General features: G+C 65.2%; 20 protein-coding genes. 18 read left to right on the plus strand and 2 right to left on the minus strand.

From position 1 onward, the window contains the following. Window positions 1–155: 155 nt before the first annotated feature. From AB0L60_RS06850 to AB0L60_RS06930, 17 genes are all read left to right on the plus strand, one after another. Complete coding sequence (locus tag AB0L60_RS06850; protein ID WP_364608340.1) at window positions 156–785, plus strand: hypothetical protein; 630 nt, start codon at window positions 156–158, stop codon at window positions 783–785. Between the two features lie 107 nt (window positions 786–892). Further along, on the plus strand, window positions 893–2,230 hold the full coding sequence (locus AB0L60_RS06855; protein WP_364608343.1) for a hypothetical protein: 1,338 nt from the start codon (window positions 893–895) through the stop codon (window positions 2,228–2,230). Further along, on the plus strand, window positions 2,227–3,702 hold the full coding sequence (locus tag AB0L60_RS06860) for an SCO6880 family protein (protein WP_364608346.1): 1,476 nt from the start codon (window positions 2,227–2,229) through the stop codon (window positions 3,700–3,702). The genes AB0L60_RS06855 and AB0L60_RS06860 overlap by 4 nt, the downstream gene beginning before the upstream one ends. Before the next feature lie 386 nt (window positions 3,703–4,088). Next, on the plus strand, window positions 4,089–5,411 hold the full coding sequence (locus AB0L60_RS06865; protein ID WP_364608349.1) for a hypothetical protein: 1,323 nt from the start codon (window positions 4,089–4,091) through the stop codon (window positions 5,409–5,411). A 404-nt stretch (window positions 5,412–5,815) separates the two neighbouring features. Further along, window positions 5,816–6,934, plus strand: coding sequence for a C40 family peptidase (locus AB0L60_RS06870; protein WP_364608352.1), 1,119 nt, complete (start codon window positions 5,816–5,818; stop codon window positions 6,932–6,934). Window positions 6,935–7,059: 125 nt separating this feature from the next. After that, window positions 7,060–7,476: a hypothetical protein gene (locus tag AB0L60_RS06875; protein WP_364608355.1), complete on the plus strand. Its 417-nt coding sequence runs from the start codon at window positions 7,060–7,062 to the stop codon at window positions 7,474–7,476. Continuing rightward, window positions 7,473–8,039 carry a hypothetical protein gene (locus tag AB0L60_RS06880; protein WP_364608357.1) on the plus strand — a complete coding sequence of 189 codons (567 nt, stop codon included), beginning with the start codon at window positions 7,473–7,475 and terminating at the stop codon, window positions 8,037–8,039. The genes AB0L60_RS06875 and AB0L60_RS06880 overlap by 4 nt, the downstream gene beginning before the upstream one ends. Then, window positions 8,036–9,019, plus strand: coding sequence for a hypothetical protein (locus AB0L60_RS06885; RefSeq protein WP_364608360.1), 984 nt, complete (start codon window positions 8,036–8,038; stop codon window positions 9,017–9,019). The genes AB0L60_RS06880 and AB0L60_RS06885 overlap by 4 nt, the downstream gene beginning before the upstream one ends. Before the next feature lie 67 nt (window positions 9,020–9,086). Beyond that, window positions 9,087–9,971, plus strand: coding sequence for a hypothetical protein (locus tag AB0L60_RS06890; RefSeq protein WP_364608363.1), 885 nt, complete (start codon window positions 9,087–9,089; stop codon window positions 9,969–9,971). Then, window positions 9,968–10,939 carry a hypothetical protein gene (locus AB0L60_RS06895; protein WP_364608366.1) on the plus strand — a complete coding sequence of 324 codons (972 nt, stop codon included), beginning with the start codon at window positions 9,968–9,970 and terminating at the stop codon, window positions 10,937–10,939. The genes AB0L60_RS06890 and AB0L60_RS06895 overlap by 4 nt, the downstream gene beginning before the upstream one ends. Before the next feature lie 74 nt (window positions 10,940–11,013). Then, window positions 11,014–11,919, plus strand: a complete 906-nt coding sequence (locus tag AB0L60_RS06900) for a hypothetical protein (protein WP_364608369.1) — start codon at window positions 11,014–11,016, stop codon at window positions 11,917–11,919. 43 nt (window positions 11,920–11,962) lie between these two features. After that, a complete protein-coding gene (locus AB0L60_RS06905; RefSeq protein WP_364608372.1) occupies window positions 11,963–12,898 on the plus strand; it encodes a hypothetical protein in 936 nt (311 codons plus the stop codon). A 58-nt stretch (window positions 12,899–12,956) separates the two neighbouring features. Then, window positions 12,957–13,886 (plus strand): hypothetical protein, encoded by a 930-nt coding sequence (locus AB0L60_RS06910; protein ID WP_364608375.1) that lies wholly within the window; start codon window positions 12,957–12,959, stop codon window positions 13,884–13,886. Window positions 13,887–14,034: 148 nt separating this feature from the next. Next, the gene (locus tag AB0L60_RS06915) at window positions 14,035–14,994 is read left to right on the plus strand and encodes a hypothetical protein (protein WP_364608378.1); all 960 of its coding nucleotides are present in this window, start codon (window positions 14,035–14,037) and stop codon (window positions 14,992–14,994) included. Further along, window positions 14,991–16,283, plus strand: a complete 1,293-nt coding sequence (locus tag AB0L60_RS06920) for a hypothetical protein (RefSeq protein ID WP_364608381.1) — start codon at window positions 14,991–14,993, stop codon at window positions 16,281–16,283. The genes AB0L60_RS06915 and AB0L60_RS06920 overlap by 4 nt, the downstream gene beginning before the upstream one ends. A 58-nt stretch (window positions 16,284–16,341) precedes the next feature. Continuing rightward, complete coding sequence (locus tag AB0L60_RS06925; RefSeq protein WP_364608384.1) at window positions 16,342–18,198, plus strand: TraM recognition domain-containing protein; 1,857 nt, start codon at window positions 16,342–16,344, stop codon at window positions 18,196–18,198. Then, a complete protein-coding gene (locus tag AB0L60_RS06930) occupies window positions 18,195–19,094 on the plus strand; it encodes a DUF4913 domain-containing protein (RefSeq protein WP_364608387.1) in 900 nt (299 codons plus the stop codon). The genes AB0L60_RS06925 and AB0L60_RS06930 overlap by 4 nt, the downstream gene beginning before the upstream one ends. Window positions 19,095–19,262: 168 nt before the next feature. Here AB0L60_RS06930 and AB0L60_RS06935 read toward each other — a convergent pair whose 3' ends face one another. Both AB0L60_RS06935 and purD read right to left on the minus strand, forming a co-directional pair. Then, the gene (locus AB0L60_RS06935; RefSeq protein ID WP_364608390.1) at window positions 19,263–19,829 is read right to left on the minus strand and encodes an NUDIX hydrolase; all 567 of its coding nucleotides are present in this window, start codon (window positions 19,827–19,829) and stop codon (window positions 19,263–19,265) included. A gap of 36 nt (window positions 19,830–19,865) precedes the next feature. Next, the gene (purD, locus tag AB0L60_RS06940; protein ID WP_364608393.1) at window positions 19,866–21,047 is read right to left on the minus strand and encodes a phosphoribosylamine--glycine ligase; all 1,182 of its coding nucleotides are present in this window, start codon (window positions 21,045–21,047) and stop codon (window positions 19,866–19,868) included. Between purD and AB0L60_RS06945 the strand changes: the two genes are divergently transcribed. Next, window positions 20,935–21,438 (plus strand): hypothetical protein, encoded by a 504-nt coding sequence (locus AB0L60_RS06945; protein ID WP_364608597.1) that lies wholly within the window; start codon window positions 20,935–20,937, stop codon window positions 21,436–21,438. The two genes, purD and AB0L60_RS06945, sit on opposite strands and share 113 nt — an antisense overlap. Window positions 21,439–22,224 lie beyond the last annotated feature (786 nt).

A 22,224-nucleotide genomic window follows, 5' to 3' on the forward strand; every position in this document is an offset into this window, starting at 1 on the left:
GACCCGTGCTGCCCATCGGAATCACGGTCCTGATCATCACTCTCACTGTTCTCGCCTCAATTCGATACCACGGCAATTCCGACGGTGTGTCGACACCTCCTGCGAAAATGACACCTCCGATGGCAAGCACGACGACAGATTCCAGTTCGTCTCGAGTGCCCACCACCGACATTTTCGGCAACAGGCTCGAAGCTCCAGGTGATCTGGCCGGCGTCCCCCTTCCGCAGGAGCCGATGCTGCGGCCGAACCCGATTCGGCCCGACTACCTCACTGCGGCTCCTGCCCGATTACAGTGGCAGCGCGTGTGGGGAGGCGCGGCGCTGCCGATCTCCGGCAGCGACGGACCTACCACCATTGCGGCAGGAGTGGCTTCAGGGTTTGCCGACACCCCGCAGGGCGCTGGCCTGTCCGCGTGCGATGCGATCGCGCGAGCCTTGTCCGCGCCAGAAGATCTGTGGCGCAGCGTCGTACAACAGCGGTTCCTCGGCGGTGGTGCGGCCCTCATCGATCGCATCGCCAGCAGCCGCCTTGAGACGCTCAACGCCGCAACCTATGTCGTCGTACCCGAAGGAATCCGGGTGCTTGCGGGGTATCGGCCGGATTTTGCCGTGGTACAGATCGCAGTTCGCGCGACCAGCGGATGGGCCTACGCGAACTGGCCAATGGCGTGGAGCGATGGTGACTGGCGCGTGCGGGTTCCCGACGACATCGAATCCCTCTGGCAATCCGCAGTTCCCGTCAGCTCACTCGCAGATTTCGGTTCCTGGAAAGGAGTTCCGTTATGAGCGGTCCGATTCTCCTCGCATATCCGAGTGCTGAGTCCGGTCCTCTGCATGACTCACCAGGACAGATCCTGTGCAACCTACCGAATGTCGTAGGTGCCGTGTGCCAGTTGAAGAATCTCGGTGAGAAGGCCGTGGGATCTGCGGGGAGCTCGGTCCTGGACAGCATTGCCAACATGTTCGGAGAGGCGTTCGGCAATGCACTCCGGATGGCGATGACCTGGTGGGTCAGCCTACCTTCGCCGCAATTGGCCTCCACAGCTGGTGACCCCGGTCCTGTGCTTACCTCGATTCAGGGCTATACCGGCGGCCTGCAAGTGCTGCTGATGATCGCGGGCATTCTCTTCGGTGCTGCCCGGCTTGCCATGGCCAAACGAAGCGGCGTGGCGGGCGAAGCACAGGAAAGCTTTCTTGTCTTTGCTCGTGCGGTTTTCGCCTCGATGATGTTCTCGGCGTTGATCACGATGGGCACCAAAGCCGGTGACGCTTTCAGCAATTGGGTGATATTCGACGCAGCGAGAGGTGACCTCAACAGCGCTGTCTCACGATTAGTGGACTTCGACCTTCGACACAATGGCGGGCTAGGGGCACTTTTGCTGTTGCTTGGGATCTTTGGCGTGATCAGCATGCTCGCGCAGCTGGTGATGCTGGTCGTGAGGCAGGCCGTGCTGATCTTGGTGGTCGCCGCGTTTCCGCTTGCGGCCTCGGCGGCCGGTACGGGTCCTGGTTCACAAGCCTATAAGCGAATGCTGTCGTGGGCGCTGGCGTTCGTGCTGTGGAAGCCGGTCGGTGCGCTCGTCTACGCCATTGCGTTTACCGCGGCCGGCACAAAGAGCAGTGATCAACAAGATGCTCAGCTCGTACTGTTGGGCCTGCTTCTGCTGCTGTCGGTACCGATTGTGCTGCCCGCGCTCATGCGATTGGTCGCGCCAGCGGTGTCGACACTGGGGGGCGGGGGAGGTGCGGCGGCGGCGCTCGCGGGTGGTGCGTTCGGTGTCGCGATGGGATCGATCGGGGGCGGGGGATCGAACGCTCGCAAGGTCTCCGAAGGGGACAACGACGCAGGCGGTGGGTCGAAACCCGGCGGGGGTGCGGGCGACGGACCTTCTCCCGGCGGAGGCGGTGGTGGCGGACGTCCGATGGCCGGTGGAACGGGCGATTCCGGTGGCTCCGGTGGCGGATCCGGATCGGGAGGGTCACCGAGCGGAAGCGGTGGATCCGGAGCCTCTAGCAGTGGCCAGGCCGCAGCCGCCGGGGAGAGCAGCGGGGCAGCGGGCGCCGGTGGCGCGGCAGCTGCGGCGGGCCCCGCCGGAGCGGTGATGGCTGCCGCAGAAGGAGCGAAACAAGCTGGGCAGCAGGCTGCTTCGGCGGTCGATGACAAGTTCCGAGATGCCACTGAGGCCGGGTGGGATGTGGACGCACCGAGTCCCATGGAGGTGCGGCGATGACATCAGCGCGCATGTACGGGAGATGGGAAAAGCCGCGCTCGGCAGGCTTTTTCGGGCTGACCTGGGGCGTGAGTATGGTCGGCCTCGGACTGGTGATTGTGGTGATGCTGACCTTCATGTTCAGCCACTCCCTGTCGCTGACGGGCATCGTAATCGTTTGCAGTGCAACACTGTTCGCTCCGCTGGCGGTCACTATTGGCGGTAGGACCGGCTGGGAGACCGTCGTGCTGCGGTATCAGTACGCGATGGCGCGGGCGCGTGGCGAGCTGGAATATCGTGCGGGCAGGTTCTCGCGGATTCCGGGCTTGGCGAAATTGCCTGGTCTGCTGGCAGATTCGCGGCTCTCGGAGTACGAAACGCCCGGTGGCAAACGGTTCGCGCTCATCCACATCCGGCGCACCGACCACTACAGCGTGGTGCTGCGAGTGCTGCCGCGAGGCAAAGAGCTCGTCGACCAATCCCAGATCGACGCCTGGGTCGAGGACTACGGCCAGTTCCTGGCCGCGCAATCGCGCGGCGGGGAAGTCGTCGCTGTCACCTCCGTGGTCGACACCGTCGTCGAGACCCGGCTCAAGCAACGCCGCGAAGTCGCCCGGCTGGTGCGCAACGACGCGCCGGAGTTCGCGAAAACCGTGATGCGTGAAGCCGCCAACGACATCGGCGGACTCGGCGTGCGTATCGAAGCCAGGATCGCGATCACCTACCGAGCAATCGGCAAGGGCCGCATCCGCCGCGACACCGCCGAACAGGCCCGCGAGATCGGACAACGCCTGCAAGGCGTCCTATCCCAACTCGCCCGCGCCGGCCTGCCCGCCACACCACTGGAAGCATGGGAAGTCCTGGGCTTGGTGCGATCGCGCTACGACATAGCCTCCCAACGCGACATCGAAGCGGCCGGACGAGACATACTGCGCACCCAATCCTGGGACAGCGTCGGCCCCATCGCGCACGCAGACCGCTGGGACCACTACGTCCACGACGGCGCCCGGTCGATCACCTGGGAAATGGACGCACCCCCACGCGGCGCGGTCCTCGAAACCGGTCTCGAAGAACTGCTGCGCCCGCGCCTGGACGTACCCCGCAAACGGGTCGCCGTCATCTACCGCTTGCACTCCGCCGCCGAGGCAGCCGACCTCGTCGACTCCGACTACAAGGACGCGCTGGCCGCAGAGCAGACCGAACGCGGAATCGCGTCCGCCTCAGCGTCGATCCGCGTGGACAACACTCGCGCCGCCCGGCAAGAGCAAGCCCGAGGTGCGGGCCTGACTCGCTTCGGTGCCCTTATCACCATCACCGACGCCCTCGACGGCGACCTACCAGGAATCGAAGCGTCAGTACGAGCCATGTCGGCTGCGGCACGACTCCGTGTGCGTCGCTGCTACGCCGCTCAGGCTGCAACGTTCGCCGCCAGCCTCGGCATCGGGCTGATCTTGCCCGAGCATACTTCGATCTCCAAACGGGTATCGGCATGACCGGCCGACGTCGCCCCCGTACGCGTTCGGTCGCGTCCCGGACACCGAGGACGGTCAAGGTCGGCGGGATCGCGATCCTGACAGCCGAAGCGCGGCAACGAGTCGAAGCCGCCGCGCAAAAGCGCGGAGTGCGTGGGCTCTCCGCACGGTGGGCACTGTCGTCTGATGACCATCGGCGCGCGAACGCCGCGCGTCGCAGCGACGCCGAGAACAGCAGCGACTATCACTTACCGCGGGCGACCCTGACCGACCGGGGCTACCAGGGCTTGGGTGGTGGGCGGGCTTCGGTGGTGCCGGCGATGCCCGAATGGCGCTCGACCACTGTCCAAGTCGCTGGCCTGTGGCCATTTTCGGTCGGGGCTGCGGCACCCACGGTCGGCACCCCCGTGGGAACGCACTACATCACCGCCGCTCCGGTGCATTTCGATCCGATGAGCTGGTTCCTGCGCGGATTCATCACCGCACCAATTGCTTTCATCCTGGCGCTCAACGGATTCGGCAAGAGTTCGTTGATTCGCCGGCTCGTCACCGGCTCGGTCGCCATGGGGGAGACCGTGCTGTGCATGGGCGACACCAAGCCCGACTACCGCGACCTGGTCGAGAAACTGGGCGGCCAGGTCATCGAACTGGGATACGGCTACGGCAGTATCAACCCCCTCGCCGTAGGAGCGCTGGGTTCGGTGATCGATCAACTCCCCGATCCCGACCTGCGTCGCCGCGTCGCCGCACGCGTGGAAGCCGGGCAGGTGACCATCGTCGCCGGGCTCATCGAGTTGGTCCGCGGCACCAGGATCGCCGACTACGAAGAGACGCTCATCGCGGCCAGCCTGCGTGAACTCTACAGCCCAGCAGGAGGATTCACGCCAGACCGTCCACCGCTGCTGTCGGATCTGCTGGCCGTCATCTCCAACGGCGCCGATCAACTACGCCAGTTCGCCGAGGAAGACGACAACCCCTCCTATCGGGCCAGCACGAAAATGCTGCGACGGTCGTTGCGCGCCTTGATCGAAGGACCCTGGGGCGAGATCTTCGACCGACACACCAGCACACCGATCGACCTACACAGCCCCGCAGTGTGCGTGGACGTCTCACGCATCCCAGAGGGAGACACCAAACTCCTCGCCGCGGTGCTGATGACCTGTTGGAGCGAAGGTTTCGGTGCGGTCGCGGCCGCGCACGCCCTCGCCGATGCCGGACTCGCCCCTCCCCGCACCTTCGGGGTCGTCATGGACGAGATCTGGCGGGTCCTGGGCGTCGGAGAATACATGGTCGACCGAGTCGACGCGTTGACGCGGCTCAACCGGGTCTTGGCGTGCTGGCTGGTCATGTGCAGCCACACCATCAAAGACCTCGCCACCATGAAGGCCCTCGGCTTCTTCGAACGCGCCCGCGCCAAGATCATCGGCCCCGTCGGCCCCGACGAAATCGAACGCATCCGCGCCACGGTCTCGATCACCGAGACCGAAAAGCTACTCGTCACCTCCTGGGCCGCACCCAGGCCGCCGACCGATGACGGCCTCGACGGCTCGCCGATCCGCGAAACACCCCCGGGCACAGGCTGCTACCTGCTCAAAACGGGTGAAGCCGCCGAGCCGGGCATCGCCTTTCGCATGACCTTCACCCCGACAGAGCGGGAATCGCAGATCCACAACACCAATCGGCGCTTCGACCACCTCACCACCACAACGCAGAGCGATCACGACGTGTAGGTTCCCATGACTCTTGTCGGTAATCCCATCCGCTTGTCGGCGATCTGTCGTTTCCGACAGTTCGGCGGGAACCCGGTCGGGCGGATCAGCTCCCCGGCTGCGTGGGGCGAGTACTTGAGTGCGCCTACCGCACAACAACTCTCGCGTTTGCATCCACCTCTATCGCCCTCTGTACCCGGCTGTCGTCAGGTGGCCATGCGGTCGGGGCGACTCGAAGAAAGCGACAAACCAATGAGAAGCAACCGGCGACAAATCAGCGGGAAAGCCCATGGTTTGCGCACGAAATAACGGCGGCCGCCGACAACTATTCCCGGAACCTACACGACGACTCCAGCGCACCTGCGATGCGCAGCGACCACAGCACTGCGGCAGCCGCCGACGGCGGGGAGACAAGGCGGTGACCCGTGAATCTGCCGAAAACAGCAGTGGCGGGAGCATTTTCGCTCTCGATGCTCATGATCGTGTTATTCCTGGTGATGATCGGGGCCACGCCCATCTCATCATGCGCGACGACTGTGTCGGGCAGCGGGTTACAGGGTTCCACGGGTGTGCAAGTCGACGGACTGACCGAAGGGCAACTACAGCTGGTCCGCAACGGGGTCGTGATCGGGAAACAACGCGGCGAACCCGAAACGGTGATCCTGGCCGAGCTCGCAGCGCAAGCCACCGAATCCACGTTCCGGAACCTGGCGAATCCCGCCGTGCCCGATTCGCTGAACTACAGCTCAGACGGGCTCGGAGACGACGGCGATTCAGTGGGCCCCCATCAGATGCGTGCCAGCGTGTGGGGATCAGTGGGCATCGCCACCCTGATGGACCCGATCTATCAAATCAATTGGTTCTACGACCAAGCCGATCGCATCCCGGGCCGAGACCACATGGCACCCGCCGACCTGGCACAAGCCATCGAGGTAGCCCGGGTCAATGCGTATGCGGGACAACTGGATTTGGCGCGCAGCCTGTACTCCACGTTCGCCGGCATAAACCCTGCGCCGCTGTCCACGGCCCAAGCCGGTCAACCGGCGAGCGGATGCGGCTCCAACGGAGCCGGTGCACTGCTGCCCGGGGCGACAAGCGATTTCGGGGCTGCGATCATCGCGGCCGCCGAGAAGTGGATCGGCACCCCCTACATCTGGGGCGGCGGGGACCAGAACGGGCCGACCGGCGGTGGCTTCGACTGTTCTGGACTCACTCTGTACGCGCTCTACCAGGCCTCCGGCGGCCGACTGCGGCTACCGCACTTCACCCAAGCCCAGCAAGACGACCCTGCCGGAACGAGTATCCCGTTCGAACAACGCCAGCCCGGCGATCTGATCTTCTTCACCTCCCCGGGAGAGAGCACCTCCCATCACGTCGCGATCTATTACGGACGCAACGAGCAAGGCCAGGACCTCGTCCTGCATGCCCCCCAGAGTGGGCAGACCGTCACGATCGCGCCGCTGTGGAACGGCGACCGTCTCGATCTTCGCCGCTATGCGATCCCCGCCGACTCCCGCACCAGCGAAGTAGGGAAAAGCCTGTGACAGAACCCGATACAGCCCCTACGGGGCGCAGGGAGTCTTCCGACGGCATCGAACCGCCTCCCGGCCAATCCGAGGTCGGCGCGCGGGGAGTCCGGTCGGGGAAGAACACGACACCCGAGGAGCGGATGGCCCTCCTGGCTGCCCGCGGACCACAACTGATGCTGTGGTCGACAGCGACGCTGCGAACCTTCACGGTGTGTCGGCCTGACCGAACAGTCATCTGGCACGCGAGGTTCCATGCCGACCTGGTCATTGACACCGCGATTGTCGCCGCGAAAGTCGCAGCACTACAAGCAATTTGGATCGCAGCGCGCGCCCGGCAGGAGTGGGGTGCCGACGTCGCCACGCTGCGACTGATCGTGGCGCAGTCAGGTCTCGAGCGCGAGGAACTCGCCACTGCCGCGATCAGCAACGGACTGATACTCGACCTCGTCGTCGACGCCACCACCAATCCAGCCCTTTCCCACCCGGATGACCAGTTCATCGACTGGTGGACCAGCGATCTCGGTTCCTTGATCCGCAACCCTCAGGGGCTGCGATGACATGCGATCACCCCGAAAAGAAGGCCCTGCACGCAGCGGTTGCGGTGGTTGTGATCCTGTCCGCAGCGGTGCTCGAAGGCTGCGCTCAGCCCGGGACATCCGATGGCAGCGCCAAGATTGATTGTCGCGCTATGCAATTCGTGTCCCCCTTCGAAAATATCGATGGCTGCTCGCCGTCGCAGGTTGCCCTCGCAGCAGTGCAGACGGTTTTCGCCTATCGACCCGATCAGCAGGCCGACCAAGGCGCGTCGTTCCAGTCGGCGACGCCGCTGATGGTTCCGGTGCTCGCCGCCCGCACGGACACGACCGCCCACATCCTGGCACCTATCACCGGCCCGCAGTGGCAGCGGTGGCGAGACCTGGGCGTCTCAGTCGTCGCGACCGCGCACCTCGGAGCCGACGACCACCCACCCGACACCGACGTCACCTTCGCTCGAGTCGCCGCAGTCACCCTTCAGCCCGACAACCGAGACCCATCGATCCTGCTCACGGTCTTTGTACGAGCGACGAGGCCGGATTCTTCAGTGGCATGGCGTGTTTCGGCGTTGGAGGTGAGAACGTGAGCGGCGGCGACCCGGTCGAGGAGGGCGGGCAAGCGGTCCGGACCGGATTCGTGCAGGCCATGCAAACCGCGGCGATGACGATGAACCTGCTGCAACGGCGCGGTGCCGAATCGCGGTCGGCCGCCGAGTTCGATCGCCGAGTCGAGGAGTCGGAGATCCGGCTGCAGCAGAACCGCGAAATCCACGATCTCAAGGCTGCCGGCTATCAGACCCGCGCCAGCAATCAGTCCGAACTCCACATGCTCGAAACCGATTTCAAGGCCCGCCAGATCGAGCGCGCCGAAGAGTTACACGTGCTCGAACGCCGGATCAAAGAACGGATCATCGAACGCGGTGACGCCGACCTGGCCCGCCGCACCGCCGACGCTGCGGCCGAGCGTGGGAACAAAGACGACCTGCATCAAATCCAGCGCCAGAACCTGATCAACCGCGGTGCCTGGGAAGAACAACGCCACGATCTCGATGTCGAATACAAGAAGCTGCTCATCGACATCCGCCGTCGCGCAGCGGGATTCACCGAAACCCTCAACTCCCAGGCCCCCGACCAGGCCGCCGGAATGCGCTCGGCCGCCGCCTACGCGGCCGCCCACAGCACGGCCGACCTCTCTGATACGCACCAGTCGCATGCCGACGCGTTCGACGAGCGACTCGCTGAGGACACCGGGATGAGCGCCTCCGACCTCTCCGACCCCGGGCCGGAGGATCTCGGCCCGCGCCCTGGAAAAGACCTCGCCGTGTGGCAGGCAACCCGCGGCCTGACCGAAGAACTGAACTTCTACATCGTCGTCAACCATGCCACGCAATCCGACACCGGCACTGCGGCAAACGAAGCGGTCGACGGCACCGTGATCGAAGCAGCGATCGATCTGGCCGACGTCATCGACGCCGAAGTCGTGGAGGACCCCGGCATCGCCCCGATCACGACACCCGAGGCGACGGCTGGATCCGCAAGCGCACCGGACCAAGGACTCGAACCATGACCAGTCGCTATGCGCCGTCCGAAGGCGGAGTCCCGTCCCAGTGGGCGTGGACGGTCGGGAGAAATCGATGAGCAGGCCGAGCAAACCGACCCGGATGCAGATGAAGGTCCTCAAAGCCGTCCACAATCAGGCGGCGATGGCGCGGCTGATGCAGGACCGAGCCAACGTCCAGGAGCAGACGACCGCCCAGGCGCGGCCCAATTCCTGGTACGAGGACTTCCACGGGCACGCGTTGCTGCGTCAACAACTCGAAAACGCCGCTGCCGCAGCGGCGATCCCGCACGCATGGATCGAACAATGTCGAGAGCGCGGCGATCTCGGGATGCGATGGCGAGCCGACCTGCACTGGCGCGAGCCCGTGCTGATCCCTCGAAACCAATTCTTGGCCGAGCTCGAAAGGCAGGTTCGGCACCTGCAGGGCATGGCCGCTGTAGCAGCGACCTATGGCGAGATCGGGGCACGCGCCGAGGTCGGCACCGCGCAACTGTTCGACCGCAAGCTGCGGGTCTTGGCCCAGCATGCCCGTGCCATCGCCAGCGTCCTGACGATCTCGACCGAGGAAGCCGATCGGTTGTGGGGCGAACACACCTGGGACGTGGCAACCGCGACCGTGCGCGACCTCGATGCGTCTGCACTGGGGAAGCGGTGGCGAGGGTACGCCGGCATCTACACGACTGATCTTGCGTTGCAAACCAAAGCGCTCGGTGACGTCGGCCTGCCTCCGGAGAGCGGCGTGTGGGAGCGCATGACTCCGGCCCACATGATCGAAGAGGTCAGAACTCGGCTGTCAGCGACCCCACGTGAGCCGGGCGCCGACTCGCCACACGGCACACAGATCGGAGAAGCGATCGAGGTCGCCGGAATTCCCATCGAGGTGGACACGCCGCTCGATGTCGACACCATCGCGACGCATGCCCCTGCGACCGAGACAACGCCAGGGATCGAGCCATGAGTGAGACCTCAGACCAGATCCCCACCGAGCCAACGCAACTCACTGCGCCGAGCGCTGCGCACAAGGTGATGCTGCGCGAAATTCAGAACACTGCAAAACAGTGCACGGACATGCTCGAAGCACACCGAAGAGTCGGCGAGATCACCGGCACCATCGCGCCCGACTCCTTCTACGCCGTCTACCAGCGCCACAACGAGCGGGGCCGGGAACTGGAGGCTATCGCGCGAGCTGGTGGAGTGCCCGAGAACTGGATCACCCACATCCGCAGCAAAGGCGAACAATCCATTACCTGGCACGACGTACAGAAATATTGGCCGACCCCCGAACCCGTCGACCGCCGTGCACTGATCGAGAACGTGAGTGCCGAGGCCCACACTCTACGTCTCGCGCTCGCAGTCTCCGCTACGGGCAAGATCTTCGACGCGAACGGGCAGCGGCTCTGGCCCGTCGGAGCATTGAACGACTTCATGGACGCGTCCTGGAAACGCATCTCCGGGATCGGGTCGCTGCTCAATCCCACCGCAGCCGAGCGAGAACAGATCTGGCCGACGAGCGCCGAATGGGCCTACACCTCCGTCGCGACGGTACAGGCCTGGGATCACCGCGAACTCACCGACTGGCGTGACCGAGACCTCAACCTGTCCGGACCGTTCGAGGCAGAACGCGTACGGCTGCTGGCCGAGCTGCCGGTCGCCGAGCAGCACCCGATCGTGCCGCCCTATTCCACTCTTGTCGACCTCGTCGGGGCCGCCCACCGCAGCCTGGAGCATCCCACCGAGCGCCTCGCGGACGACACGCCCGCATCAGCGGTCCAAATCGACGCCGGGAACGGGGAAGCGATCGCCGAGGCGGTTGCCGCGGCCTCGCTCATCGGCCAGGAACCCACAGCCTCCGGACTCGACGACATCGCCGGACAGCCGGGCGAGTATTCGCCCGCGCTCCTCGACACAGCAGGTCCCGAGCCCTGAATCCGGGAACTGCCCGCGACCGCAGGGCGAACAAAACCCTTGCACAGCAGACCGATACGAGCAGGAGAGCATGAATGACCGAACCGAATCCACCGACCGCGATGGCAGGTGAGCCTGCCTGGCGGCGACGCCTACTCGAGCGAATACAGAACCTGGCCGCCGATCGCGCCCGTGTTCTCCAGCAGGGATGTCAGATCGGTACCGGGGGAGGGGACGCCCCGGTGCTGGCCTGGCGCACCCAGCTACACCTGCTGGCTGATGCCCGCGAGGAAATCGAAACCCACGCCAAGGCGATCGGGATCGCCCAAGAACACATCGATGACGCCCGGCTGCTGGGGAATAGGGGATTTCGCGTGCATTCCGATGCGCGATCCGGAAACCCTGTCCGCGAGAAGATGATCGACGGTGTCGTAACCGATACCTGGCAACTGCAGCACATGGCCGCCCTCCACATGGTCGGGGCGCTGCATCCCAGCACCATCGGCGCGGGAACGGATTCCGAAGCAGCCGCCCAATTCGAACGCAACATGGCCGCAGTGTGGATGCGCGCCACCGCGGTCTCGCACGCGATCTCGCTGACCGCCGAGGAATACGCGGGCATGTGGGCCACCGACACCACCGCATGGCAGCGGGTCCTGGCCGCCACCGTGGACACCTACGACATGCAAGGACTGGAAGAACGCTGGCGTGTCTACGCCTGGCCCGGTCTCGCCGACGAGGCGCACCGAGACCTGCGCGCCCTCGGCATCGATCCCGCGGACGCCTTCGCCCCTGAACCCATCCCCTCACCACGGGCGATGTACGAGCAGATCTCCACCGCGCTCGACGTCACCGACGATGCCGCCCTCGCGCACACGATCGACACCGCCGTCGACGCGGCGCTGCCCACCGCGGTCCAACTGGCGTGGTCCACCGAATCCCCTGACGTATCGAGCAATTCGCTGGCGCACACAGATCCGTCTGCCGAGGTCGAGCCGTGAACGGCTGTGCCCCTCGGCGCGTGGGCGAAAGGAGCGGGTCGTAGTGACCGAGCCACACCGCGCGGCAGGCGCACGAAACATCCCACCGGATCAGGTCGCGCTCCTTCAACGCATCCAAGGGTTGGCGTTGGAGAGCGGTCAATTGCTGCAGCAGATGTACGAAACCGGCGGCGACGCACGAACATCGGTAGAGGCGATCACCGAGATCAACGCTATCGATCGTGACAGGGACCTGACCGAGATCAAGGCTCGCGCCGCAGGTGTCCCTGCGGAATGGATCGATCGAGTCCGAACCCTGGGCCAGCGCGGATACCCCTGGCGCGATGATCAGTCGTTGCCCGATCCAGCCCCCCGTGCACAACGTCGCACCATTCGACGAGTTGCCGAGGATGTCGAACAGCTCAAGGACATGGCCGCTGTCCACGCCGCCTACGTGCATAGCAAACCTGTCGATGAACTGGTCTCGGCCATGGAACAGGCGGTGACGCAACAGATTCACCGCAACATGGCTGCGCTGTGGATGCGCGCCGGACGCACCGCCGAGTCGATCGGCATGAGCGCCAGGGAACGGACCGTCTTGTGGGCTGTGACACCGCAGGAGTGGCAGCAGCGCGTCGGGCACTACCTCACCGACAAGGACCTCGGAGAACTACACACCCGCTGGCGCGGACACGGCGATCCGGCCATCGCGACCGCGGCACGCAAGTCGCTGAGTCGGCTGGCCCGCGCCGGTGAACACGGACCCGACATCCCGCTACCGGACATGCCGATGCCACCACGCCAAATGCTGAGCGAAGCCCACACCGCCGTCGCCGGCCCCGACTTCTCGGACGGCGCTGAGAGCGCCGCGATCAGCGCGGCGGTCGAAGCCGCTCTGCCCGAGGAACTCTCGGTCGACTGGTCGGCTGACAGCCATCCGTTCCCTGCAACGTCAGGTCCGCAGAACGAGCATCGCGCCGACAGTGAGCTGGAGCCATGAGCACAGCGAGTCGAATTGCGCTGGTGCATAACACATGCGGAGAGTTGAGGAGGGCGCGATGACCGCCCCCGACCCTGAACCGCCGACAGAGTCGATCGAGCGGTGGAAGATCGATCTGCTGCAGCGCGTGCATGACCTCGCGGCAGAGTTCCGACGTATCGACGATCTCGGGGCCGCCGGCTACGACGGCACCGACGGCGACGGCACGAAGGATTGGCTCGATCATCTCGACGCCCTGTCGGCTGTGCGTGAAGCGACCGAACGCATCGCGTTGTCGGCAGGGATCCCGCAACCCTGGATCGAGCGTGCCCGCACCGTCGGCGCCGAGTACACCCCGACGCCGCCACCGGATCTGTCCGAGCAACCGGCGAATGAAGCCAAACAGTTCTACCTCGACATGCTCAGCGTCGACGTGTGGAACCTGCAACGCATGGCCTACGTGGCCGCCGCGCGAGAACTCCGCGAAACCGAAGGCTCCTACGAGTTCGGCACAGCCCCGTTCGCCAGAGCCGAATACCAGCACAACATGCAACTACTGCATCTACGGGTCCGCGCACTCGCCGACGCCGCGCAGCTCACCCATGCTGACGCCGAGAAGCTTTGGGGCGCAGCAGAAAACGCGGACCTGCAGCAGGTGACAGCCGTGGCGGTCAATAGCTGGGACAACCTCACTCTCGAATTCGCGTGGCGGCAATACACGCAACCCAACCCCGCCTCCACCGTCCCGCCCTATCTGGACGCGGACTACCACGGCGAACGTCCACTCGCACACGGTGCTATCAGTCCACCCACCCCTGAACAGCTCATCACCGAGGCCGCGCAGACGCTGCGCGTATACCCCTTCGACCCGCCGACAGCGCAGTGGGACATTGAAATTGCCGTCGACGTGGCGATACCGGCCGACACCGAGTGGCAGTGGGGACCCGAACCGCCCCCCTCCGACACCACCGTAACCCAGCCATCACCCAGCCCCGGACCCGAGCCCTGACCGGCCGCTGAACCCTGGTGACCTTGAACTCGGCATGAGGGGTCACCGCCGGAGATCCCGCTCACGGTGGCGCTGGCGCCGACCATCGTGAGAACAACCAGAAACCATTCCGCGAGGGACATCACGCAACCGCGAAGGCGGAAACAGGGTGTCCGACAAATACTTCGACAACTCAGCACCCGATCCCGAGACAGGTCAGGAAAGACGCCCTGACTCGTCCGGATCGAGCCCGCTGCCACGTGCACACGCCGCAGGTTCCGGCAATATGTCGCCAGAGGACCTGTGGCCGACCATACGTCGCCTGTACGGCGCGAAATTCGATGTGCCACAAGCCTTGCGCGACGGCGCGATCGCTCACCGATTCGGGCCAGGCGACATAGACGCCATCCATGCCTCGAAGCTCAAAGCCGTCCAGAACGCGGCGTTCCTGCGTGCGGCGTGGATGGCCAACGCCGTCGCCAACGATCTCGACATCAGCGATCCACGGCCTCGGTGGGCTATGTACGTCAACGGGATCGCCGAGGATTTGCATGCCGCGCGCATCGACGCCGCCCAGGCAGGCGTCGATTCCGCCGACATCGACAACGCCGACAAGATCGGCAGCAGTGGCCTGGCCTGGGATCAGCAGCCCGCCCACCGGCTGCTGGGCCGCCTCGAAGATCTCAGTCACGAGCTGTATCACCTCGGCAACCACAACGCAGAGCAAGCCGAACTGATCGCAAACCTCACCCAGCGACTGGAAACCGCCGAGGCCGCCATCGATGCCCTCGGCGCCACGGTCTCCCAGCAGGAAGTTTCACTGCGCGAACTTCTCGGCGAAGTCGATGACCACCACTGGATCACCAGCCGCGCCGAGGCTGTGCACGAACTGGAATCTCTGGCGAAGTTGCGTCACGCCAACACCGTGCTCGCTACCGCCACCATGGTCGACGCCCTCGACGCATCTGACCGTGCCGAGGGCCGCCCGCAGACGGGCGCCGACATCGGCACCGCGGTCGAGGTCGCCATGACCGGCGCCGACCCACCCATAGCCGAGGATCCATCCCCGCCCATCACCCCGCTCACAGAGCATCCCCCCGCCACACCAGAAGGCGAGCTCGAGCCATGACCTGGATCACCGAACCGGTCGGGTACGCCAACCCCGCCTACTATTCCGACTCGGCAGACCACAGCGAACGACTACTACGCGCGGATTTCGCCAAGTACTACCAGTTGCGCGAAATCGCGCCCTTCGGCGAAACGCCTGCCGATACCGCGGAAATGACCCAGCGCGCAGACGAACTCGCCATGCGATGGGGACATCACCAATCAGCCGAACACCGGCGGATGTGGGAGACACTGCAAGCCGCCGTCATGGGATGGGAAGTCCGGCCCGACCTCGCACGCCGCAATTTCGACCAACTCGCCCGCGCACGCCACGCCGGAGACCTCACCGTCGACGACACCCTCTGGCGCAGCCTGCAACAAGCACGCGCGATCACTGGCCACGGCACCGACATGGCCTCCTCTGACTCGATCCTCGACGCGGCCCACCGATTCCCGAACCTGGAGCCCGGCCGCACCCTCGCGAACCAGCCGCACCGCGACCGAACCGAAGCTGATTCGCGCACTGCCGTGGAACGCACCCTCGGCGCGCCCCGGGACAGCGCAGCTGCCTCGACGGTAACCAGTCTCGATCACATCCGAGACATCATCGCCGCCACCGACGCCGCGCTCGAAACAGAAGAAAATGCTGGAGATCTCGATACCGGCCGCGACGCCCGCGCAGCGCTGCTGCCTCGCGCCGTGCGCGAAGCGCCGATCAGCTACAACTACGCGCAATCAGAGGTGTGGGAGCTACGGCAAGCCGAGCTCCTGCGTGAAGTGCAGGATCTCGCGTGCGAGCACACGACGGTGGCCGACGCCTTCGACGGACACGACGACCAAGCCCGCATCACCAAACTCGAAGCCTTGCGCGACGGGCTGGCCTCAGCTCGCCGCGACGCGTTGCGCGCCGGCGTGCCCGCCCCTGATATCGACCGCGCCTACATCCTCGGTCGAGACGGCATCTACTGGAGCACCGAGCCGTCCCACCCACGTCTGGGCCGCATCGCGCAACTGTCCGACGACCGCGACCGCGCCCGCGCCGAGGCCGCCACCCTGCGCAGCCGATACGCCACCCAGCCCGCACAACCCGATGTCGACGCCTCACCGCGGTCGAGCATCGAAATAGCCAGTGGCAGAAGAATTTCCGTCGATACGCACGTCCAGCCGACGAGTGAGAGCGGTGCTCGGATCGTCGAAGCGATCGACGCAGTCCTTGCCGACGCGGACGCCGGCATCTGGACCGAAACCGGGTCCACTCCAGACCAGCCCGCTTCGGCGAATGCGCAGATCGATCTGGGAGTTCAGTCGTGAAATCGACTGCACACCAAACAGTTCCATGTCAGCCGATGCGTGAGAAGGCGGCGGTGTCGTGCCGGTGAGGGAATCTCGTCGCCGCAATACTGGCGGCCTCGGCGAAGAGGCATGGCTGCTGCTGCTGTTCCTCGCTGCCGTCCTCGTTGCTCTGCTCGGCTGGGCCGCGTTGTGCGCCGGGAGCTGGCTGGCAGGACTTCCGGTGACGGCCAATCCAGTCGCCGCGCTGCTCGGGATGGCTCTCGGACGACGGCCGTGGCCGTGGCAATCCACCTGCATCGCTGTCATTTTCGCCGGTGGTGTAGCGGCCGGTACGCTTGCGATTCGCAAGCGGCTCCCCGCACGTGCCGGCCTCGACTCGGCTGCGAGAACAATGGCCCGACCCCGCAATATCACTGTCGCGCGGGCGCAAGACAACCGCGACGCCGCGACCCGCCTCCTCAAGGACGCACCCGCAGACATCCGGCTACGCCCGGGCCCACCGCTGGGACGCACCGTACTCGGCGACATCGACCTGTTCGTCCCCGCGGAATTGGGTGTGTTCATCGCCGCTGGTCAACGTACGGGAAAGACGATGGCCTGGGCCATCCCCGGGCTACTTTCGGCCTGGGGGCCCGCTTTGGCTACGAGTAACAAGCCGGATCTATACCGGCACACCAGGTTCGGACGCGCGCAGCGTGGCCGCGTGTGGCTGTGTGATCTGCAAGCAGTGACCGGCCGCGCGGAATGCGAGTTCTGGGTCGATCTGCTCGCCCAGGTCAACAATCTGCCCGCCGCGCGGAAGCTGGCGGCCTTCTTCGTCAGCGGTTCCTCCGGGTCTGCGGCGCAGCAAGCCAACGCGAAAGTCGACTCGTATTTTGACGGAGGCGCTCAGGAACTCCTCGCCTTATACGCCTTCGCCGCAGCCTGCGTCGACGGTGACCTGCTGCACGTCGCCGAATGGCTGTCCGGCGACCAGGACCAGACACCCGCGCTGATCCTGCGCCACCACGGCCACCACCGACCTGCCCAACGGATCCTCGACGCGCAAAGCCTCTATGCCCGACAACGAGATGGGTTGTACGACATGGGAAGACGATTCCTCAACGTGCTGTCCGACGCCGACTACGCCCGCATGATCACCCCACCCTCCCGCAAACGCTTCACCGTCTACGAAGGCGAAGACAACATCATCATCGACATCGCAGCCGAACCCGCCACCCACGCACTGCCGCAATTCAAACCCGCCCACTTCGTCTCGAGCAACGACACGCTCTACGCGCTGTCGATGACCGGCCCCGACTCCGCGGGACCGTTGACCGCCGCGTTGGTGGGGCAGATTCTCGAAGCCGCCCTCGCCGTGGCACGTTCACGCTTGGACGGACGGTTGGCGGTACCGCTGCTGGCGGTGCTCGACGAGGCGGCCAACTGCGCTCGCATCGGTGAATTGCCCAGCTATTACACCTACTGTGGCGGCTGCGGGATCATTCTGGTGACCATCATCCAGGTCCTCGAACAAGGTGAAGATCTGTGGGGTGTGAACGGGGTGAAAACGATGCGTGCCCAATCGATCGAACTCTATGGCGGCAACATCGCTTCGGTCAGCTACCTCGACGAATGGTCGAAGTTGATCGATGAGCACGACGTCGCCGATCGCTCTCGCTCCATCGGCCCCGGCGGAGTCAATCGCACAGTCTCCTGGCGCGCCGAGCCCATCCTCAACGTCGCCAAACTCGGTGCACTGCCCAAAGACCGTGCCCTGGTCCGCCTGCCGAATCACGAGCCGATCCTCGTGCGCAAGATCTTCTGGTGGGACCACCCGGAATTCGCGCCGATCGTCAACGCCTCCCTTGCCGAATTTGAGCTCACTGTTTCGCTGGAGAAGCGGCCGCGAACACCCAATGGGAGCGGACGAGAAGGCGGTACTGGGCAGTGACCACGACATCGTCTGGTCCGGCTCCATCTCAGGGCAGATCCGGCAAGAAGGCTCCCAAGCCCTCCGCGTATCCCGACTTCGTCACCTTCGGGGAGAAATGGCTGTTCCCGTTCGTCACCGTCCGCCTGGCCGAAGCCAACCGTGAACAGACCTACACCTGGTGTGCGCAATGGTGGCGGCACCGTCCCGTCGCCGTCCGAATCGCACACATACACAACGCATTCGAAGCCTCACGACGAAGCCAATCCGGCGGTGCCATCTCCACCTTCCTGCTCAGCCACATCGACGCCCACATGCGCATCATCCTCGACGCCGCCAACGGCCCCCTGCACCGCTGCACCAGAACAAAACACACCGCACTGCCATCACTATCCGCAGAACCGGTCCCACCCGGATGGTTCGGACCACCACGACGTTCCGCACCGACCACGAAGGACGGCGACGAGCGCAAGACCAAACCACCGCGCTTCGGCCACTACTCCACCTTCGTCGACCGATGGCTGCTACCCGTAACCGCAGTACGGGTGGCGGCGAATCACCGTGAAGGCCAATACACGTGGTGTCGGCAATGGTGGGCACACCACGGCGTTGCCGTCCGATTCGCTGCCCTGCATGCCGTGTTCGAAGCCGCGCGTGTCACCGAGGACCGCACAGCGATGAGCACACTGTTCGTCTCTCACATCGACCCGCACATGCGCGTCATCCTCGACGCGGCACAAGGACCATTACATCGATGCACCCCAACCCGACACGTTCCCCAGCCAGGACTTCCCTTCGATGCGGTGCCGACAGCATGGTTCGGGCCGGTGGGTGGAACCCTTCCGATCGAGGAACTCGGATTCGGACCCGACTTCCGTGCGCTGCGTACTTCGTCATCGACTCGTGATCCGCAATAAAGAATTTGGATTGCTGCACGATTAGGTCAACTGTGATCACGCGGCCGGGGCGGTGCGGGAGCCATGATGGTCTCGTATTCGACTGTCGCCAAACGATCCGACGGTGTGGGTGACTTGCCGAACGCGACGGTAGTTTGATCTCGCTCGATCCCGATGAACAGCACCGAGTCAGTTTCCGGTGTGAGCCTCGCCGGTTTCGGCGAGGAGCGCTTCTGCCCGCAATAGGCACAGCGCGGAGCGGCCATCAGTGATCTCGCCGCTGCGTGCCATGACCAGGGCATGGTCTACCGGTACCAGATGGGTGGTGATGAGTTCGGTTCGTCCTGGCGATGGTTCGTGGTCGATCACAGTGCCGTGGGCGAGGAAGATGTCGCAGCGGGACGTGGTGATGGGGACACTGTCGTGGAAGTACCCGAGATATTCGAACTGGTCGGCAGTCGCGCCGGCTTCCTCGCTCAGTTCTTTCGCTGCGAGGTCGCGGAGATCGCCATCGTGGTCGAACCGGGCGCCTGCTGGTAGCTCCCATCCCCATTGTTGCCGCGATTGACGGTATTGGCGTAGCAGCAGGATGGTGCCGTCGGTGGTCAGGGGGATGACGTAGACGGCACCAGCGTTTTCGAGGATGGTGAGCGTGTGCGGTGATCCGTCGCGACCGCGGATGTGGTCGCGACGGATCCGGCCGAGCTTGTAGCTGTAGGGGTAGTCACGGGAGAGCAGTGGCCAGCCATCGTTCATGCGAACTCCCGTGGTACTTGGATGGATTCGGGTGGGTCAGATGAGGTCGGCGGCGATATCGTTGCGTCGGACCTGTCCGCGCAGCTGCACTCTGTCAGCGGCTTTGTAGGCGTTCGAGCGGGCGTGGGCTGCGGTGTCGGCGCGGGCCACGATGTTGATCAGTCGCCCCCCGGCTGCGATCAGTTCGCCGGAGTCGGCCAGGGTCGTGCCCGCGTGCAGGACATCTACGCTGTCGACGGCGGCCGCGGTGTCGAGGCCGGTGATGGGATCGCCGGTGACCGGGTCATCGGGGTAGCCGTCGGAGGCGATCACGACGTTCACAGCGACGTCGGAGCTCCATTGCAGGTCGGTGTCGGGTTTGAGTGTGCCTGTCGCGCAGGCCATGAGGAGTCCGGCGAGCGGGGTGTCGAGGCGTTCGAGCACGACCTGGGTTTCGGGATCGCCGAAGCGAGCGTTGTATTCGATGACCTTGACCCCGGATACGGTGAGGACCAAGCCCGGGAACAGCACCCCGGAGAACGGGGTCCCGCGCCGCTGCAGCTCGGCCAGGAGGGGTTCGATGACGGCCTCGGACAGGGTGTCCTCCACGCCGTCGGGCAGCCACGCCACCGGTGAGTAGGCGCCCATACCGCCGGTGTTGGGTCCTGTGTCGCCATCGCCGACGCGCTTGTAGTCGCGGGCGAGGGCGAGCAGCACGCTGCGGGTGCTGCCGTCGCAGAGCGCGAACGCCGAGAATTCCGGGCCCGCAAGGTATTCCTCGATCACGACGCGCTCGCAGTCGAGGGCGTGGGCGAGAGCAGCCGCGTAGTCGTCGGTCACCAACACGCCTTTGCCCGCAGCCAGACCGTCGTCCTTCACGACATGGGGTGCGCCGAATTCGGTGAGCGCGGCCCGGATTTCGGTCTCGCTGGTGCAGGTGCGTGATTTCGCCGTCGGTATCCCTGCTGCGGCCATGACGTCCTTGGCGAACGCCTTGGAGCCTTCGATGCGTGCGGCGGCCTGGCTGGGGCCGAAGCATGCGATCCCGGCCTCGCGCACGGCATCGGCGACACCGGCGATGAGTGGCGCTTCGGGGCCGACCACGACGAGGTCGACCTTGAGGGCTGTGGCCAAGGCCGCGACGGCGGGCCCGTCGCAGGGGTCGACAGGGTGGCAGGCGGCCAGGGTGGCGATGCCGGGGTTGCCGGGGGCGGCGTGCCACAGCCGAACATGCGACACGTCCTGCCCGGACTGTCTGCGCTCCTACGGCAACGCGCGCCGACACGCGCTGCTCGACTGGCGACTCGCGCTCGACCTGCTCGAACTGACCACCGGGCAACCGCTGACCACGTCCAGATCGCTTCCGTCCGAAGACAAATGGATAGAGTCCGCGGCCAAGGCTCTTCACAGCTCCCCTACGATCATCCACGGCGTGCCGGCCATCGTCACAAGCGACAATTGCGTCTTGCTGACCCATCCGCTGTGGCGACAGGAACCGGCGCACTTCGATCCCGTGCAGCTCGCCGCAGTCGAGGAGGCCGAGGCTCAGCATCGCCGCGTTCGGCTGCACGACATACGTGCCTTCCGAAGGAATCCGATTTCGATCTGGGACTATCTGAGTCGCAGTTAGGGCCAGTCGATGATCTCGTGCCGTCGTCCAGCACAGGCCAGGAACTTGAGGGCTGGCGAGATCACTGCGATCTCGCCAGCCATCTCGCCGCCGAAACGACTCTGCTGCAACTATTCTCAGCCTCTCCCATGAATGCGTCTTCACCACAAAGGGATTCGGCGCATCTGCGATGGGCGTCAGCCTTTCGCCGGATGCAGCAAGGATCTCGGCGGAGGCGACCAAGCACTTGCCGACGACCACGTAGGCGGATGATCATTTGGTATGGGGAACGTCGACAGCCGCGTCGAGTACAAGTGCGAAACCTGCGGCAAGGACACTTTCGTCAATCTGCGCAGCGGTCGCGTATACGGCCACCGCCAGCCGGGAACGCGAACAGAATGCGACGAATCCGGCCGACTCATGGTCGAACCGGACGGGAGCTTCGACAGCGTGAAGGCTGTACCTCGCAATCCGAATGTCGTTGCCCACCAGTGCTCCCGGTGCGGCGCTCGCACGCGCGCGAACCGACGTACAGGAACGATCTACTCCCACAACGAACCTCAATCATCGCGCCCGTGCCCGGAGTCGGGTGCGCAGGTACTGCCGCCGACCGGCGAGCCGGCCCCGGAACGGTTGGAACGCCTGGACGTCGAGCCCCCGCCGCCGTCGGTGGAGGTCCGACAATCGAACCGACCTGTAAGCGTCCGCACGATAAGGGGCGGCTCGCCAGGACTAGGCAGACGGCGATAGCCCTTCGCGCTCGCCGCTCGAGCGGGGGCGTCCTTGATGACGCTCGGGGTTCTGCAC

This window comes from Nocardia sp. NPDC051981, from assembly GCF_040680715.1.
GTDB lineage: Bacteria > Actinomycetota > Actinomycetes > Mycobacteriales > Mycobacteriaceae > Nocardia.